The following is a 15,726-nucleotide window of genomic DNA, read 5'->3' as shown; positions in this document are numbered from 1 at the left end:
GGATGGATGTGCTGTATTTCGCCTGGGTGCGCGAAAGGATCGGCTTGCCCAAGGAAAAGGTCGACACCAATGCCGCGACGGTCTCGGATCTGGTTGCAGAGCTGAGCGCACGCGAAGACCGCTACGCCGCTGCATTTGCCGACCTTTCAGCGTTGCGGGTCGCCTTGGATCAGGAGCTGTCGGATTTTGATGCACCGCTGTCCGGCGTCCGTGAGGTGGCTTTTTTTCCGCCCATGACCGGAGGCTGACGCAATGCGGATCGCTGTTCAGGAAGAGGCGTTCGATCTGGGGGCCGAGGCCAATGCCTTTGCCGCCGGCAACGCGGTGAACGGGGCGATCGTGACTTTCACAGGCGTTGTACGCGACCTGGCGACAGGTGATCTGGATGTCATGGAAATCGAGCATTATCCGGGCATGACCGAACGCGCCCTGACCAAGATCGCGCAGGAGGCCAAAGATCGGTGGTCTCTGGGCAATGTGCTGGTGATTCACCGGTATGGACGCCTGGCGCCGGGTGACCGGATCATGATGGTCGCCACCGCATCACGGCATCGCAAGGATGCATTCGAGGCTGCGGAATATCTGATGGATTACCTCAAATCCCGCGCGCCATTCTGGAAGAAAGAAATTACCACAACCGGTGCAGAATGGGTTGCCGCGAAGGACGAGGACGAAGACGCGCTGACCCGCTGGTGAGATCAATTCACGGGCCATGCACTTTTGCGGTGTCGTTTTGAGAACGCTGCGCGTTCAATTCGCCTCTAGACGTGTGATCGCCAATTCATGATGAATTGAAACCAAACGTCAAAAGGGGACCAGCATGCACAACGGATTGAAAGAAAAGGGGCTTGCGACCAAAGCCATTCATGCCGGAGAGGGCCCGGACAGGTCTACCGGCGCATCTGCCCCGGCGTTGCATATGTCCTCGACCTTTGTGACGGATCAGGTGGCCGGCTTTTCAGCCCACGACATCGAGGAAGAGGCTCCGTATCTCTATAGTCGCTGGGCCAACCCCAATGTCAAAACCCTAGAATCAAAGATCAGCGCATTGGAGGGAACAGAGGATTGTATCTGCCTGGCATCCGGAATGGCGGCCGCCACGGCCATCTTTCTTACATTTCTGTCGGCCGGAGATCACGTGATCGTGTCGGACGTATCCTATGCAGGCGTTGCAGAGCTGGCCCGCGACACTCTTCCGCGTCTGGGCATCGAGGTCAGCACGGTCAACATGTCCGATCTGAATGCTGTTGAGGCGGCCGTGCGCCCGGACACGCGGCTGATCCACACCGAAACACCGGTGAACCCGATCGGGCGGTTGACCGATCTGGCGGCTGTTGCCGAGATCGCGCATCGTGCAGGCGCGCTGTTGTCCTGTGATGCCACGTTCGCCTCGCCGCTTGGGCAGGCGAACAAGGACCTGGGCGTCGACCTGATCATGCATTCCGTGACCAAATACATTGGCGGACACGGGGATGCGATCGGTGGCGCGATTGCGGGTCGAAAGGAACTGATCGAAAAGATCCGCGGCGAATCCGCGATACACCACGGCGGCATCATGTCTCCTTTCAACGCGTGGATGATAGCGCGGGGCATGGCCACGTTGCCATTGCGCATGAAGGCGCACGAGGCCGGGGCCTTGGCTGTCTCCGAATGGCTGGAATCCCGCGGGTCAGTGACCAGGGTGATTTATCCGGGTCTCAAATCCCACCCGCAATACGATCTGGCGCGACGGCAGATGCACAACACGTCAGGCATGATCACATTTCAGGTCGGCGACAGGGCTGCCGGAGAGGCATTGGCCCAACAGATGATCGAAAAGTTGCAGATCATCCACTATGCGGTGTCGCTGGGCCATCATCGCAGTTTGATTTTCTGGATGGGAACCGATGCGCTGATGGAGACATCCTTCAGGCTAAAGGGAGCGCAGCTTGAAAGCTATCGCGACTATGCCGGTGACGGTGTGTTCCGGTTGTCCATCGGGCTTGAAGACCCAGAGGACCTGATCGCGGATCTGGCTCAGGTTCTCTGAGGTGACCTGCGGCCCGAACTCTAGTCCGCGTTGTTGATCCGTCCCCGCAGCAATTCAGCTTCCTGACGGGCGTCGCGCAGACCTTCCATTGCTGCGGCCAGTTCGGCCTCGGCCTGCGTCAGCTGGTTGGTCAGCTCCGCCTCGCGTTGCTGTAAGTATGTTATCGCCTGATCGCGGGATTCTTCAGCCTCGTGCAGTTCCTGGCTCATCCGATCCAGATCGGCCACGTCGCTTTGACGGACGCGGGACAGACGGTGTGCCAGCCAATTTGCGAACCATCCCATGCAGAAGGCCGCGAAAAGGATAATGGCGGTTGCGATGACGAATTCTGTTCTGTTCAACTTACTGGTCCTCTGCGTCCGCATCTGAGGGGGTGGCGTCCGAAGTTCCCGAGGTCGCTTCCATGGCCTCCAACCCGGTTTCGGAATTTGGAACGGGTTCCGGCCGGATCAGGCGGAACTCGATCCGGCGGTTTTCCTCGCGGCCTTCCTCGGTGTCATTGTCGGCGATGGGCTGCGTTTCGCCATAGCCGACCGCGGTATAGCTCGAGGTCGGGATACGGCGTCCGCGCAGCTCGTTCAGGATGGATTGCGCCCGTGCCTGGCTCAGCTGTTGGTTCATCTCTTCGCGGCCCTGACTGTCGGTATGGCCCTGAATTTCCAGGCGTATAGGGCCACAGTCGCGCAGAATATCCGCGATCTGATTGACGGTATCGCGCGAGTCCGCCGCAACAGTGGCCGACCCCGGTTCAAACGCAATCTTTTTGCTCGCCTGAACTTCGGCGATCTGCGCCTCGCACAGTTCCGGGTCGGGCAGCGCGTCTTCGGGTTCAGGTGGTTTCTGATAGGTGATCGAAAGGGTGAAATCCTGCGCATCGCCCAGCTTTTCGGACAACTGACCCGATATCCACGCCTTCGCGTCCTCATTGTGGCTGACGCCTGACAGTTCCACCGAATCCGGCGTAACGGTCAGAGCCCCGTGATGGAGATGCGACAAAGCCTCGAGCCCAGCCAAAACCCGAACCGGCCAGTCTGCCGGCATGTCGGGGGCAATCCGGGTTGCCGTATGCACCTGCCCGAAGCCGAAGGCCGCGCGTGCGAAACTGTCGGTCATATCGCGCAGGGTTTCGTCTCCGACGCGGCCGCGCAATTGGACAAGACCTTCGGGACTGCGCGTTGCGGTGAATTCGATGGGTCCGGATTGAGCAATGGTTTCCGGCTCAGGCAGGACCGCGTGCAGGGCAAAAACCTCGGGCAGCGCGGTTTCAAGTTCACCCACGACCCGGTCGAACAGCGCTGGTGCAGTGCCTGGCGCTGCGACCAGCGTGATGTCGGCATCCGTCAGCGTCACGCTTCCCTGCCCGATCTCGGCCAGTGCGTCGATGCTGAGTTCGGCTGCTTTGGCCCAGTTGGGCGAAGGTACGCCCAAGCCGATGGTGCAAGTGTACGGACCGGTCAGCCCCGCATTCTGCGCGGCTGCAACGATGATGTCGCGGGCCTTTTCATCCTGCGCGGAACAGGCGTCGAATTGACCGCCCTCTTCGTTGATCAGATAGCGCAGGGTGAACGGTGTGATCACCGGGCGCGGGGCTGAAATGGCAAGACCGATCCGCAGAGTCGGAGGCGCAGAGCGGGTCAGATCCTGCTCAAGCCGCTCTTTCTCGCGCTGGCTGTCGGCAATGGCAGTAATCCGGACCAATCCGGGGCTTGCCGAGATTTTGGCGCGCGGCAGTTTGGCCAGCGACTCGACGGCATAAGCAATGGCCTCGTCCCACCCCTTTGGCGCGGGGTAGTCCGCACTTTCCATCAGGTCCGATACCGAGACGCCCTGATCCAGCGCTTGCAGATTGTCCATCAGCGCTTCGCGATCCTCGCTCGCCGGAACCAGTCCGATCACAGAGATACCACTGTCATTGCGCAGAATTTCGGCCGAGAATTTCGGAGGTGTCAGATCAGCGGTCGGCGCCACGTCCATCTCGTCGATCACCCGGGACGTGTCGACCTCGGTCCCCGCAGCCGTGAGGGCGTTGAAACGGGTCGCTTCGTCGGGCGCGGTGCCGGTCAGAACAACTCTTAATCCGTCGGACTGCACTTCGGCCCAATCATGCCCGTTCAGGTTCAATGCCCGGCGAACTGCCAGCTCCGATGCCTCTTCGATTTTTGTGACCGCAAACCCCGCCCCTACTAAAGACAGCACGGCGGACACCACAAAAATCACGGCAACGGCAATGGGAAACGGCAGACGCATGGGTGAGCTTGAAACTCCTCTGGCGATTGGCCCCGAACTCATAACGGGCGCGTGAGGAAGGTGCAATCAGAGCAGCAGCGCGACGCAGAGGAAGATCAGCGGAATAAGGCCGGTGTCGCGGTTTGCGCGGAACAGCTGCAGCAGTTTGGCATTGTCCTCGGTGTCCAGCCCCCGCAGTTGCCACGCCATGTGCCACCCCATGGCCCACGGTCCCGCCAGCGCGACGACCAGGGCCAGAACGGATGCCTGCGGGATGGCAGCATCTATTATGGCCAGCCCCATCAGACCAACCGTGGCGATCAGAAAGTACTTTAACCATCGGGCGGTATCGGTGCCGAACAGGCGGGCCGTCGACTTGATGCCGATCAATTCGTCGTCTTCCGCGTCCTGATGCGCATAGATGGTGTCATAGAACAGCGTCCACGCGATGCCCGACAGATACAGCGTGATCGCGGGCCAGCCAACGGTGCCGCTGTGGGCCGTCCAGGCCAGCAAAGCGCCCCAGTTGAACGCCAGACCCAGAAAGACCTGCGGCCACCAGGTAAAACGCTTTGCATAGGGATAAATCGTCACAGGCAGCAACGACAGCACGCCCATTGCGATGGCGGCCTGATTGAACGTCAGCAGAATCGCCAGCGCCAGCAGACATTGCAGAGCCATCCAGATCGCCGCTTGCCGCACGCTGACCTGACCGGATGGAATCGGGCGGGACCGGGTGCGCTCGACCTGGGCGTCGAACTTGCGGTCCGTGATGTCATTCCATGTGCAACCCGCGCCGCGCATCAGAAAGGCGCCGAAAGCGCATCCGACCGCAATCCACAGATCGCCCCATCGTGGGTTACCGTCGCTGAGGATCGCCAGAGCCAGACCCCACCAACAGGGAATCAACAGCAGCCATGTGCCAATCGGCCGGTCAGCGCGCGACAACCGCAGATAGGGGCGGGCGAACGCAGGGGCTCGGGTATCGACCCAGTTGCCGGTGACTGCATCGGCGACCTGACCGTCTGGTGTTGGGACATTGCCTTGCATATGTAAGGTCTCATGAGTGCAAAAATCAGACTGTATGTAGAGCACCCTTTGGGTCCGGGGCAATCGGTTCCTTTGACGCGCGATCAGGCGCACTACCTGTTCGGCGTCATGCGTCTGACCGTTGGCGGCCATGTTGCCCTGTTTAACGGGCAGGATGGAGAGTGGCTGGCCGAGGTCGCCGAGGCAGGCAAACGCGGTGGCGCGTTGACATGTGTTGAGCAGACCAAACCGCTGCAGTTGCCGCCCGATTTGTGGCTTCTGTTCGCGCCCATCAAAAAGGCGCGCACCGACTTCATCGTTGAAAAAGCAGCGGAAATGGGCGCGGCTCGGATCATTCCGGTGCAAACGGAATTCACCAATTCCGAGCGTATCCGCCAGGACCGTCTTCAGGCCCACGCGGTCGAGGCCGCCGAGCAATGCGGCGGGACATTTGTGCCCGAGGTATCTGAACTGCAAAGGCTCGACCGGTTTCTGGACAGCTGGCCCGAAGATCGTCAGTTGATGTTCTGCGATGAGGCAGAGGTTGGGTCCGCTCTGCGCCTTGCCGAGAATGAGGGAACCCTTCCCTGGGCCATCCTCATCGGTCCCGAGGGTGGGTTTTCCGAGCGTGAACGCAAGCGGCTGACGGGTTTGCCTTATGCCCATGTTGTCAGTCTGGGGCCGCGCATATTGCGCGCCGATACTGCTGCAGTCGCTGCGATGACCATGTGGCAGCAGGCACTTGGGGACTGGGCGTGATGTGGCGCGCCGCGCAAGCTCGGGATGTGCCCGAAATCGAGACGTTTCTGTATCGCCATGTGCAAAGTTCGATGTTCTTATTGGCAAATCTGCGGGATTTCGGGCTGAACGGGTCCGATCCGCGGGCAGTTCTGATTTGGCAGCTTGGGGACACGCTGCGGGCGGTGTTTGCAGTCACCAATGAGGGCATGATCCTGCCCCAATGCCCCGACTGTTCAGATGAAGACCTTCGGGACGCAATTCGCTTGGTCCGTGGCCGCAAACTGTTCGGAATTGCCGCCGAAGCGACGCAGGCCCGGCGGATCATGCGGCTTGCCGGTTGGGAAGACAGGCCCGCGACGCTGAACAGTGACGAACCCGGCTTCTCGCTCGACCTGAATAGGCTTGTTCTACCTGATGCGACCGGCGCGGAACTCGTGCCCTTGGGTGCTCTGGACCATATCGTCACCGAGGGGTGGCGGCGGGATTACCTGATCGAAGCGATGGACTTCGAACGTGAACGGGCGCAGAAACAGGCCGGTGAGGACATTTTGGCTTACGCGGCACGGGATTCTCACAGGGTTCTGCTTATCGACGGGCAACCGGTGGCTATGACCGGATTCAACGCGCGCCTGCCAGATGTGGTTCAGATAGGTGGTGTCTATACACCGCCCGAGTTGCGGGGGCGGGGCTATGCCCGTCTGGCTGTAGCTCTGCATCTGACCGAGGCGCGGAATGCCGGCGTTTCCCGCGCGGTCCTGTTTGCCGCTTCCGATGTTGCGGCGCGTGCCTATATTGCTATCGGGTTCAAGCCCGCAGGACAGTATTCACTGATCCTGTTCACAGACCCGGAGGACGTTGCATGAGTTTCATCCGACCCGAAGCCAAACTTGCCCTGTGGCGTTGGCGCGAGGTGTTGGCAGCAGGATTTGTTCTGCTGTTGGGCGTAAGCTGGATCAGTGGCCCCGGCGGATTGTTGGGCTGGTTGGGATGGGTGCTGGTTGTCGTCTCGGCCGCCTTGGCTGTTATCGGGGTGCAGCGCGCCCGCTTTCGTCTGGGTGTTGGTGGGCCCGGCGTCGTAACGATCGACGAAGGGCAGATCACCTATCTCGGCCCGCTGGATGGTGGCATCGTCGCTGCGCGGGAAATGGAGCGGCTGGCGCTGGACCCGACGTCGTCTCCGGCGCATTGGATTCTGGATCAGCCGGGGCAACCCACGCTTCACATTCCCGTGAATGCGGAGGGGGCCGAGGCTCTGTTCGACGTGTTCTCGGCCCTGCCGGGGCTGAAAACCGAGCAGATGTTGTCGGAACTGAACGGCGGGGCGACACATCCCGTTGTCATTTGGGAACGTCGCCCGATGCGCCCGGCCCATATCCGCCTGCATTGACGCTGCATTGACACCGGGGCGGTTTGCGACCACGACTGGCCTTCAAGAAAGACACATCAGGATCGGAGCACGCTTCATGTCCATCCCCCAGTCCGGCGGCGGACCGATCGAACGCCACGAACAACTGGCCGAATACCTGGAATCGGGCTGCAAGCCCAAACAGGATTGGCGCATCGGCACCGAGCACGAGAAATTCGGGTATTGCCGGGACACGCTGAAGCCGCTGCCGTATGAAGGCGAACGCTCGATTCTGGCCGTGCTGCGGGGTCTGCGGGATCTGCATGGCTGGGAGCCGCTGGAAGAAAACGGCAAATTGATCGGTCTGCAAAAAGACGGCGCCAATGTGTCGCTGGAGCCCGGCGGTCAGCTGGAACTGTCGGGCGCACCGTTGGAAACCATTCACGAAACGTGCGACGAGGTGAACGCGCATCTGCGCGACGTGAAGGACATCTCGGACAAGATCGGCGTGGGTTTCATCGGCCTGGGCGCCGCGCCGATCTGGACGCATGATCAGATGCCGCTGATGCCCAAGGGGCGCTATCAGCTGATGAATGACTACATGGAGCAGGTTGGCACCATGGGGCGCGCGATGATGCGCCGGACCTGCACGGTTCAGGTCAATATCGATTTCGGGTCCGAGGCCGATATGGTGCAGAAACTGCGCGTGGCGCTGGCGCTGCAGCCGGTGGCGACCGCGTTGTTCGCGAACTCGCCGTTTTTCGAGGGCAAGCCCAACGGCCAGAAAAGCTGGCGCAGTTATATCTGGCGGCATCTGGATGACGCACGCACCGGCATGTTGCCCTTCGTGTTCGAGGACGGATTCGGGTTCGAACGCTGGGTCGAATACGCCTTGGATGTGCCAATGTATTTTGTCTACCGCGACGGCAAATACATCGATGCGCTGGGCATGTCCTTCCGGGACTTTCTACAAGGCAAATTGCCCACCCTGCCGGGCGAAACACCCACACTTAGCGACTGGGCCGACCATCTGACGACCGCGTTCCCCGAGGCGCGGATCAAGAAATTCATGGAAATGCGCGGTGCCGACGGCGGTCCGTGGCGCCGCCTTTGTGCGCTGCCGGCCTTCTGGGTTGGCCTGACCTACGATCAGGGCGCGCTGGACGCCGCCTGGGATCTGGTCAAAGGCTGGGATGCCGACACGCGCGAGGCGCTGCGCGTTGGCGCTGCCAGGGATGGGCTGCAGGCGCAGGTTGGTGGGATCAACATGCACGATCTGGCACGGGAAGTGGTCTCGATTGCCGAAGCGGGGCTGAAATCGCGGGCGCGTCCGGGCGCGGGCGGACTGGTGCCGGACGAAACGCATTTCCTGAACGCGCTCAAGGACAGTATCGAATCCGGCAAGGTTCCGGCGGACGAGCTGATGGATCATTTCAATGGCGACTGGAACGGGGATCTGACCCGGATTTACCCCGAATACAGCTATTGATCCGCGCCGTCCGGCTTGCATTCGCAAGGATAGGCCGATAGCAGGTTCTGGACCAAATTCAGGGGCCAGTTCGGAAAGCGTCATGGACGATCTAAAGTCAAAATACCTGGGGCAGATCGCGCAAGCCGGCGATGAAAACGCGCTTGAGGCGATCCGCGTTGCGGCTGTCGGCAAAAAGGGCGAGGTCGCGTTGAAAATGCGCGAGCTGGGCAAGATGACGCCCGAAGAGCGCCAGGTCGCAGGTCCCGCGCTGAATGCCCTGAAGGACGAGATCAACTCGGCCCTGACTGCCAAGAAAGCAGCCCTTGCCGATGCCGCGCTGGATGAGCGTCTGCGCACCGAGTGGCTGGACGTCACCTTGCCGACCCGAGCGTGTCGTCAGGGCTCGATCCATCCTGTCAGCCAGGCGACCGAGGAACTGACCGCGATCTTTGCCGAACTGGGCTTCTCCGTTGCCGAAGGGCCGCGGATTGAAACCGACTGGCACAATTTCGACGCCCTGAACATCCCCGGCCACCACCCCGCGCGGGCCGAGATGGACACGTTCTACATGCACCGCGCCGAGGGCGACAATCGCCCGCCGCATGTGCTGCGCACCCATACCTCGCCGGTGCAAATCCGCTCGATGGAGAAGCAGGGCGCACCGATCCGCGTGATCTGTCCGGGCGGCGTCTACCGCGCCGACTATGACCAGACCCACACGCCGATGTTCCATCAGGTCGAGGGGCTGGCCCTCGACAAAGACATCTCGATGGCGAACCTGAAATGGGTTCTGGAAGAGTTCGTGAAGGCCTTCTTCGAGGTCGACGATGTCGAACTGCGCTTCCGCGCCTCGCACTTCCCCTTCACCGAACCGTCGGCCGAGGTCGATATCCGTTGTTCCTGGGATAACGGCCAGCTGAAGATAGGCGAGGGTGACGACTGGATGGAGATTCTGGGCTCGGGCATGGTCCACCCCAAGGTGATCACCGCCGGTGGGATTGATCCGGACGTCTATCAGGGTTTTGCCTTCGGCATCGGGATCGACCGTCTGGCGATGCTGAAATACGGCATTCCGGATTTGCGGGCGTTCTTTGATTCCGACCTGCGCTGGCTGCGCCACTACGGGTTCGCGGCGCTGGATATGCCGAACCTGCATGGTGGTTTGTCTCGGTGAGCGAATGGGTTATCCCGTTCGCTACCGGAGTAATCGCCGGACTTGTTGGCGCTTGGAGCGCGTACTTCTTTGCACTTAGACGTGACAAGGAAGAACGTCGGCGCGAACGCATCGTTTCTCATCTGATTGAAGCTTACCGAAACCTTGAGGATGCGGCTGGTAGAAATCCATTGCCGGAGGAAAAGAAACGACGAGTAGAGTCTTCACTAGGCGCCATTTTCCTTTTTGGTTCGAAGGATGCCGCCGAAGAAGCAAAGCATCTCACTAAAGAAGTTTCGTTGGGCACCGGTAGCATGCTGCCGCTGCTTATGATCCTTCGGCGGGACCTCCGAAGTGAATTGGGATTGGAGCGGCACGAGGTCGAGCCAAACTTTCTTCGGTTTGATCCTGAAGAAAACAGTAGTGAAGCGGTGAAAGAGCGGAGCAAAGACCGATAGGCCACCGCGCCATCGATCGTTCATTTTGGCGCCATTGGTTCGAGCCCAATGGACGACACCGCCCGCACGGGCTGGCGATTTTTCTCCGCAGGCACTCCGTTTGAACGACACACGGACTCGGCCAGCATAAACTGCCGACCACAAACCCAGGAACGCCATCCTGCGCTCTGGCGATGACGCGGCTTGTGTGCCCAACGGCCGCTTGGGACAACACCCCGCCAGCGGAAAAACTCCCTGCAGGGCACTGTGTAAAATACTACTTTTTTGTTTAGCGCCATTTCGTGCTAGTATCCCCCGAATAGATTTGTGCATTCATTTTGGAGGTCATTTATTTTGACCGAAACTTCGAAAAGGCTGTTCAGATTGCGCCCTTTGGAAAAGGCGGATCTGGCGGATGTTCAGCGCTGGTTCCAGGATGTCGAGGATCTGGCGCTGTTTGACCGGACCTGCCGCATTCCCCTCAATCAACCGCAAACCGAAAACATGTGGGAAGATGTCGTCAGCACATCCGAAGACAGCAACAAATGCTGGTTCGTCGTCGAGACGCACAGCGGCGAGTCGCAGGGCATGATCGGGCTTGAGGCGATCTCGAACGTCAATCGCGACGCGGTTATTGCCCTGTTCATCGATAAACCCGTGCGCGGTAGCGGTGCGGGCATCAGGGCCTCAGCTCTGCTTGTGGATTTTGCGTTTCGACAACTTGGTCTGAACCGCGTCACCTCGTATTGTCGCGCCGACAACCGGCGCAGCCGGGATGTCGTGCGCTCTCTGGGTTTTCAGGACGAGGGTACGATGCGTCAGGCCTGGTTCGCGGACGGACGGTTTCATGACATCGTCGTGGTTGGCCTTTTGCAGCAGGACTGGATGGAACATCGGCAGTCCCTGGCGCGCGAATTGGGGTCCGAGACGGTCGTCACCTTTGGTTCCAACAACTCCGCCAGTTGGTCCTGGCCGCCAGAAGATACCGGAGGCACCTGAAATGTCACAAAAATTCGACCGCATTCCGCGGCGAAATCAATTATACGTAATCCGTCAGAACCGGCGATAGGACTTGATCGAGTATTACCAGTGAACAGTTCCAGTACGGAAAGACCCATCAAACAGAAGCTTGGCGCGGTGATGTTTGCCGACGTCGTCGGCTATTCCCGTTTGATGAGCGAAAACGAGATGGACACGTATAACGCGTTGAAATCGATAATTTCGCATTTGGAGGCCGTTTGCGCGACGTATTCGGGGGACGTGGTCGAGGTGCGGGGCGACGGTATTCTGGCCCTGTTCGAAACCGCGACCAGCGCCGTCGAATTCACGATTGAGTTGCATCGGGTTGCTGCCAAATACAATAAAACGCGCCCCTACGCCGAGCCGATCAGGTTCAGAGCCGGAGTTCATCTCGGTGAGGTGCTGATCGATGAGCGCGGTATTCATGGTGACAATGTCAATATCGCTGCGCGGCTTCAGGAAATTGCGGATCCCGAGCGGGTTTATGTCAGCTCGGCCGTCTATGACCAGATCCGCAACCGCTTGCGCTACGGGTATGAGTATCTGGGTCCCAAGCAACTCAAGAACATCATATCGCCGGTGCCCACCTATTGTGTCCGCAGCGAGGTTGAAGGGGCAACAATGGCCGCAACGATGCGGACGGACCCGCAGCCGGATCTTTTGCTGCAACGCCCAGATACGCCATCCGTCGCGGTTCTGCCCTTTTCCATCGCCGGACAGGATGAGGCGGACAATTGGATCGCCGAAGGTCTGACGGACGACATCATCATGAACCTGTCCAAGTTCCGCAATCTCTTTATCATCGCGCGGAACTCATCGTTCTTTTTCAAGGCGCAGTCCATGCCGCCGCAGGAGGCGGCGAAGCGGTTGAACGTTCGCTATGTCGCCCGCGGCAGCGTGCGCCGGTCGTCCAGCCGTATCCGGATCACGGCCGAACTGATCGATGCACAATCCGAGCGCACCATCTGGGCGGAACGTTTCGATCGCAAGATCGACGATATTTTCGACATTCTGGATGAAGTCACCGAATGCATCGTCGCCGCCATGGCTGTGATGATCGAATCTCATGAAAAACAACGAACGGTTCAGGCCGTTCCTTCAGATCTCGAGGCTTATGGATCGGTTCTGCAGGGGCAGCATCATATTTTCAAGTACACCCGTAACGACAATCGAAAGGCGCAGAATTTCTATGAATCCGCCCTGCAGCGGGATGGGGGTTACGCCCGTGCCGCTGCTGCATTGTCGCGGACCTTGAACATAGATTGGCGCTATTCGTGGACCGAGGACCCGGGAAGCGCGCTGGACAAGGCTTTGGGGTTGGCGCAACGCGCCATCGATCTGGATCCGACCGATGCCCGTGGATTCGGTGAACTCGGCTTCGTGCAGCTCTATCGCAAGGAACATGACGCGGCGATCCAGTCATATCGAAGGGCGCTGGCGCTGAATCCCAATGATGCGGATATGCATTCCGATTACGCCGATGCACTGGCCCATTCCGGCGATAACGAGGCGGCGATAAATCATTTGCAGCAGGCCATGCGTCTGAACCCCTATTTCCCCGACCAATACCTGTGGCACCTGGGCGGTGCGTATTACAATTTGAAACGCTACGAAGACGTGATCGAGTCGGTGAACAAGATGAACAACCCGACCGAGGGTCAGCGGATTCTTGCAGCCAGTTATGCACAGATGGGCAACATGGAAATGGCGCGCCACATTGCGGATCAGCACCGGCTCGCGCATCCCAATTTTTCACTCGACCGATGGTCAAAGGTTCAGCCGGACCGGCTTGAAGATGACACACAGCACTTTGTGGAAGGTCTTCGAAAAGCGGGGTTCTGAAAACAAAAAGGGCGCGTTTTTGACGCGCCCGTTTTCTGGCATAACCGGTCTTATTCGCCGCGCGCTTTCGCGCCACTGACTTTCGCGCCGCTAACCTTGGCACCACTGACCTTTGCGCCACTGACTTTCGCGCCACTGACCTTTGCGCCGCTGACCTTTGCGCCACTGACTTTTGCGCCACTCATCATCGGAGCGTCATATTCGAAATAGATGTCGAGCAGGACCTGCTCGAGCTGACCGGCCGTGATGTCCATGCGGATCGTATAATCGGCCTGATCGTAATTCCAGACGCGGATGTCGTTGGCCATCTGGTAATCTGCCGCTGCCACACCCGAAACCGATGGGTCGAGGGGCGCACGGGCTGTTTGCCGGGTCGTATCCGGACCACCGGCATTCTCGAGACTGAAGCCTCGTGGCAGGTTGCCCCCTGTGGCGCTTTCGCCATCGCCATGAACCAGGAAAACCGTGGGTTCCGGCAGTTCGTAGTAGGTGCCGTCGTATGCGAAGCCATAAATCCGGGCCAGCCGGGCATCGCCTCCGAACTGGTCCCCGATGAAATTATTGACGCCGCGACCCCTTCTGCGATCATCCTGTTCAATGAACAACTGGTTTTTGTGACTGTCTGCGGTCTGCTCCCAGAAGGTATGCTTGAATACTCGGCCTCTGCGAACATAGACAAAAGTTCCGCGCTGCACTTTTCTGCGTTTAACGAGCGTCAGATTGCCGCCGACTTCTGCAACCTTATAGATGCCTGATATCTGATTTGGGGTATCATCGCTCTGAACCAGTATCTTGTCGTCAACTCTGACTTTCACGCCATCGATCACATCGACCTGGGCCGGAAGGGCCCCGGCAATCTCAAGCGCCAGCCGGACCGATTTCTGTTTCAGTTTAAGATCGCTTAACTCTCGTCCAAACAATAATACTTCGGAAAAACTGAGTAAGGACTCAGACATATCTTTTTCTCCCTATCAAAAAGAACGATGACGTCACTGACGCCATCCATCCTTCTCAGCGCATTATTCGTGCGCCTCATCTCGAAATATCACCCCGCGCGTGTAACCTGCCATAAAACGGTGATAAAAACAAAGACTTTAGGTCATTGTCATTCCGGCCTAAGCGTTCGAACCGATGATGCGTGGCTGGTTCCGTCCGGTTTGGTCAACCGGGGGCCGGGCTGAGTCAGCCCGATATCGCGCATTCGGAAGTTGCTTTCGATGATCTGTCGAAACGCGCCACCTGTGATTTCCTGATCGACCACCACCAGGGCCCGTTCCACGCCAAAGTAACTCAGCATGTCGGCATCCAGCATCTCCCAGGCGTCGGCAAGGTATGTGCCCAGCAAATCCCGTGCCTCGACCAGCGCGACGCGGAACCCTTCGGGGTCGGCCTCATAATGAGTGTCGAACAAATCCTGCATGATCTCGTTGTATTCCGGAGTTCCCTCCAATTCGTCCGACAGGTCCTCCATCTCGGGGTTGATCACGTCATGCGCCACCAGTCTTTCGTGATAGATATCGACCAGAATATCGAACATCGCTCCGGTCAGGGGTTCCGAAAGCGCGTGTTCGCTGGACCATCCATGCGAGAATTCTGACAAGGTACGATCGTTTGCGGCGATCCGAATCTGCGCGTTCTGGGACAGTTCGGCAAACCGGCTCAGGCGATTATAGGTATAGAGATTGCCTCGGGTGTTCTTCAGCAGCTCGTCCACGACCGAACCGAAATGCAGCGAGGCCAGCAGCGCCACCATGTCGGCGGCCGATTCATGGAACCCGTAATATTCGCCAGTTGCATCGTCCTCTGACGGCAGCCCTATGATGCTGTAGATTATGGCGTGACCGATCTCATGCGCGACCACGTCGAAATTCAGGCTGTAGGGGCGATATTCGTCGCCATGCTCCCAGGTGCCGCCGGTTTCCAGAAACCCCCAGCCGATATGGGCGTTATCGAGGCTGGGCAGCAGTGACAGTTCCAGGCGCTCGAAATCATCTTCGAAATGCCAGGGGATGGGATGTCCGAAATACCCCTCCCACACGTCCATTGTGAAATGGGCCGCCCCGAACAAATGCGCGGCCTCGAAGGCCGGGTCGTCGGGATCGATATGGATGAAATTGCCGTACTCGTCAGGCTCGGGTGGCGGCTGGATGTAACCGTCCCAGGCCGGCAAGTACATCTCGGGACCGTCGTCCCCCTCGATCATTGCCCCGTAGGGTGTCGTCTTTCCCACCGGGTTCATCGCGTACATACGCGGCCCGGATGGCCCGGCCCCGATCGTTCCCTGAGGGGCCGAGATTTCGACCAGTTCGGGCTTGGTGCCCGGTTCCAGATAGGGGGATTGCGGATACAGCAGGAACCGCGTTCCAGCCGTCTCGCCTTCTGTGTCTTCGGGCCAGTTTACCAATTTACCCTCCCGCATTTGGACCAGAACCG

At 59.2% G+C, this 15,726-nt stretch carries 16 protein-coding genes; 11 read left to right on the top strand and 5 right to left on the bottom strand.

Features of this window, described 5'->3' with window-relative positions; all coding sequences use genetic code 11:
• Positions 1-2: 2 nt before the first annotated feature.
• From moaD to AC2TDJ_RS01150, 3 genes are all read left to right on the top strand, one after another.
• Positions 3-248: a molybdopterin converting factor subunit 1 gene (gene moaD / locus AC2TDJ_RS01160; protein ID WP_480838423.1), complete on the top strand. Its 246-nt coding sequence runs from the start codon at positions 3-5 to the stop codon at positions 246-248.
• Between the two features lie 4 nt (positions 249-252).
• A complete protein-coding gene (locus AC2TDJ_RS01155; RefSeq protein ID WP_480838421.1) occupies positions 253-696 on the top strand; it encodes a molybdenum cofactor biosynthesis protein MoaE in 444 nt (147 codons plus the stop codon).
• Between the two features lie 124 nt (positions 697-820).
• Positions 821-2,029: a trans-sulfuration enzyme family protein gene (locus AC2TDJ_RS01150; protein ID WP_480838418.1), complete on the top strand. Its 1,209-nt coding sequence runs from the start codon at positions 821-823 to the stop codon at positions 2,027-2,029.
• Between the two features lie 20 nt (positions 2,030-2,049).
• Here AC2TDJ_RS01150 and AC2TDJ_RS01145 read toward each other — a convergent pair whose 3' ends face one another.
• The 3 genes from AC2TDJ_RS01145 to ubiA all read right to left on the bottom strand — a co-directional run bounded on the left by AC2TDJ_RS01145 (position 2,050) and on the right by ubiA (position 5,305).
• Positions 2,050-2,370, bottom strand: a complete 321-nt coding sequence (locus AC2TDJ_RS01145; RefSeq protein ID WP_480838416.1) for a hypothetical protein — start codon at positions 2,368-2,370, stop codon at positions 2,050-2,052.
• Between the two features lies 1 nt (position 2,371).
• On the bottom strand, positions 2,372-4,276 hold the full coding sequence (locus AC2TDJ_RS01140) for an OmpA family protein (protein WP_480838414.1): 1,905 nt from the start codon (positions 4,274-4,276) through the stop codon (positions 2,372-2,374).
• Between the two features lie 66 nt (positions 4,277-4,342).
• Positions 4,343-5,305, bottom strand: a complete 963-nt coding sequence (ubiA, locus tag AC2TDJ_RS01135; protein WP_480838412.1) for a 4-hydroxybenzoate octaprenyltransferase — start codon at positions 5,303-5,305, stop codon at positions 4,343-4,345.
• Between the two features lie 12 nt (positions 5,306-5,317).
• On the opposite strand from ubiA, the gene AC2TDJ_RS01130 reads away from it, so the two are divergent.
• From AC2TDJ_RS01130 to AC2TDJ_RS01095, 8 genes are all read left to right on the top strand, one after another.
• The gene (locus tag AC2TDJ_RS01130) at positions 5,318-6,043 is read left to right on the top strand and encodes a 16S rRNA (uracil(1498)-N(3))-methyltransferase (RefSeq protein WP_480838411.1); all 726 of its coding nucleotides are present in this window, start codon (positions 5,318-5,320) and stop codon (positions 6,041-6,043) included.
• Positions 6,013-6,888, top strand: a complete 876-nt coding sequence (locus AC2TDJ_RS01125; RefSeq protein WP_480838409.1) for a GNAT family N-acetyltransferase — start codon at positions 6,013-6,015, stop codon at positions 6,886-6,888. The genes AC2TDJ_RS01130 and AC2TDJ_RS01125 overlap by 31 nt, the downstream gene beginning before the upstream one ends.
• Positions 6,885-7,412 carry a hypothetical protein gene (locus AC2TDJ_RS01120; protein ID WP_480838407.1) on the top strand — a complete coding sequence of 176 codons (528 nt, stop codon included), beginning with the start codon at positions 6,885-6,887 and terminating at the stop codon, positions 7,410-7,412. Before AC2TDJ_RS01125 ends, AC2TDJ_RS01120 begins: the two co-directional genes overlap by 4 nt.
• Positions 7,413-7,488: 76 nt before the next feature.
• Positions 7,489-8,859, top strand: a complete 1,371-nt coding sequence (locus tag AC2TDJ_RS01115) for a glutamate--cysteine ligase (RefSeq protein ID WP_480838406.1) — start codon at positions 7,489-7,491, stop codon at positions 8,857-8,859.
• Positions 8,860-8,941: 82 nt separating this feature from the next.
• On the top strand, positions 8,942-10,015 hold the full coding sequence (gene pheS / locus AC2TDJ_RS01110; protein WP_480838404.1) for a phenylalanine--tRNA ligase subunit alpha: 1,074 nt from the start codon (positions 8,942-8,944) through the stop codon (positions 10,013-10,015).
• The gene (locus AC2TDJ_RS01105) at positions 10,012-10,452 is read left to right on the top strand and encodes a hypothetical protein (protein WP_480838402.1); all 441 of its coding nucleotides are present in this window, start codon (positions 10,012-10,014) and stop codon (positions 10,450-10,452) included. The genes pheS and AC2TDJ_RS01105 overlap by 4 nt, the downstream gene beginning before the upstream one ends.
• A gap of 363 nt (positions 10,453-10,815) precedes the next feature.
• Positions 10,816-11,430, top strand: coding sequence for a GNAT family N-acetyltransferase (locus AC2TDJ_RS01100; protein WP_480838400.1), 615 nt, complete (start codon positions 10,816-10,818; stop codon positions 11,428-11,430).
• 90 nt (positions 11,431-11,520) lie between these two features.
• Positions 11,521-13,293: an adenylate/guanylate cyclase domain-containing protein gene (locus tag AC2TDJ_RS01095; RefSeq protein WP_480838398.1), complete on the top strand. Its 1,773-nt coding sequence runs from the start codon at positions 11,521-11,523 to the stop codon at positions 13,291-13,293.
• A 50-nt stretch (positions 13,294-13,343) separates the two neighbouring features.
• Here the strand turns inward: AC2TDJ_RS01095 and AC2TDJ_RS01090 are convergent, their stop codons facing one another.
• Together AC2TDJ_RS01090 and AC2TDJ_RS01085 are read right to left on the bottom strand one after the other, a co-directional pair.
• Positions 13,344-14,249: a pentapeptide repeat-containing protein gene (locus AC2TDJ_RS01090; protein WP_480838396.1), complete on the bottom strand. Its 906-nt coding sequence runs from the start codon at positions 14,247-14,249 to the stop codon at positions 13,344-13,346.
• A gap of 149 nt (positions 14,250-14,398) precedes the next feature.
• Positions 14,399-15,712: a gluzincin family metallopeptidase gene (locus tag AC2TDJ_RS01085; RefSeq protein ID WP_480838394.1), complete on the bottom strand. Its 1,314-nt coding sequence runs from the start codon at positions 15,710-15,712 to the stop codon at positions 14,399-14,401.
• Positions 15,713-15,726 lie beyond the last annotated feature (14 nt).

Source organism: Ruegeria sp. HKCCD6647-2, from assembly GCF_057221075.1.
This window is presented reverse-complemented; position numbering and strand designations above follow the sequence as displayed.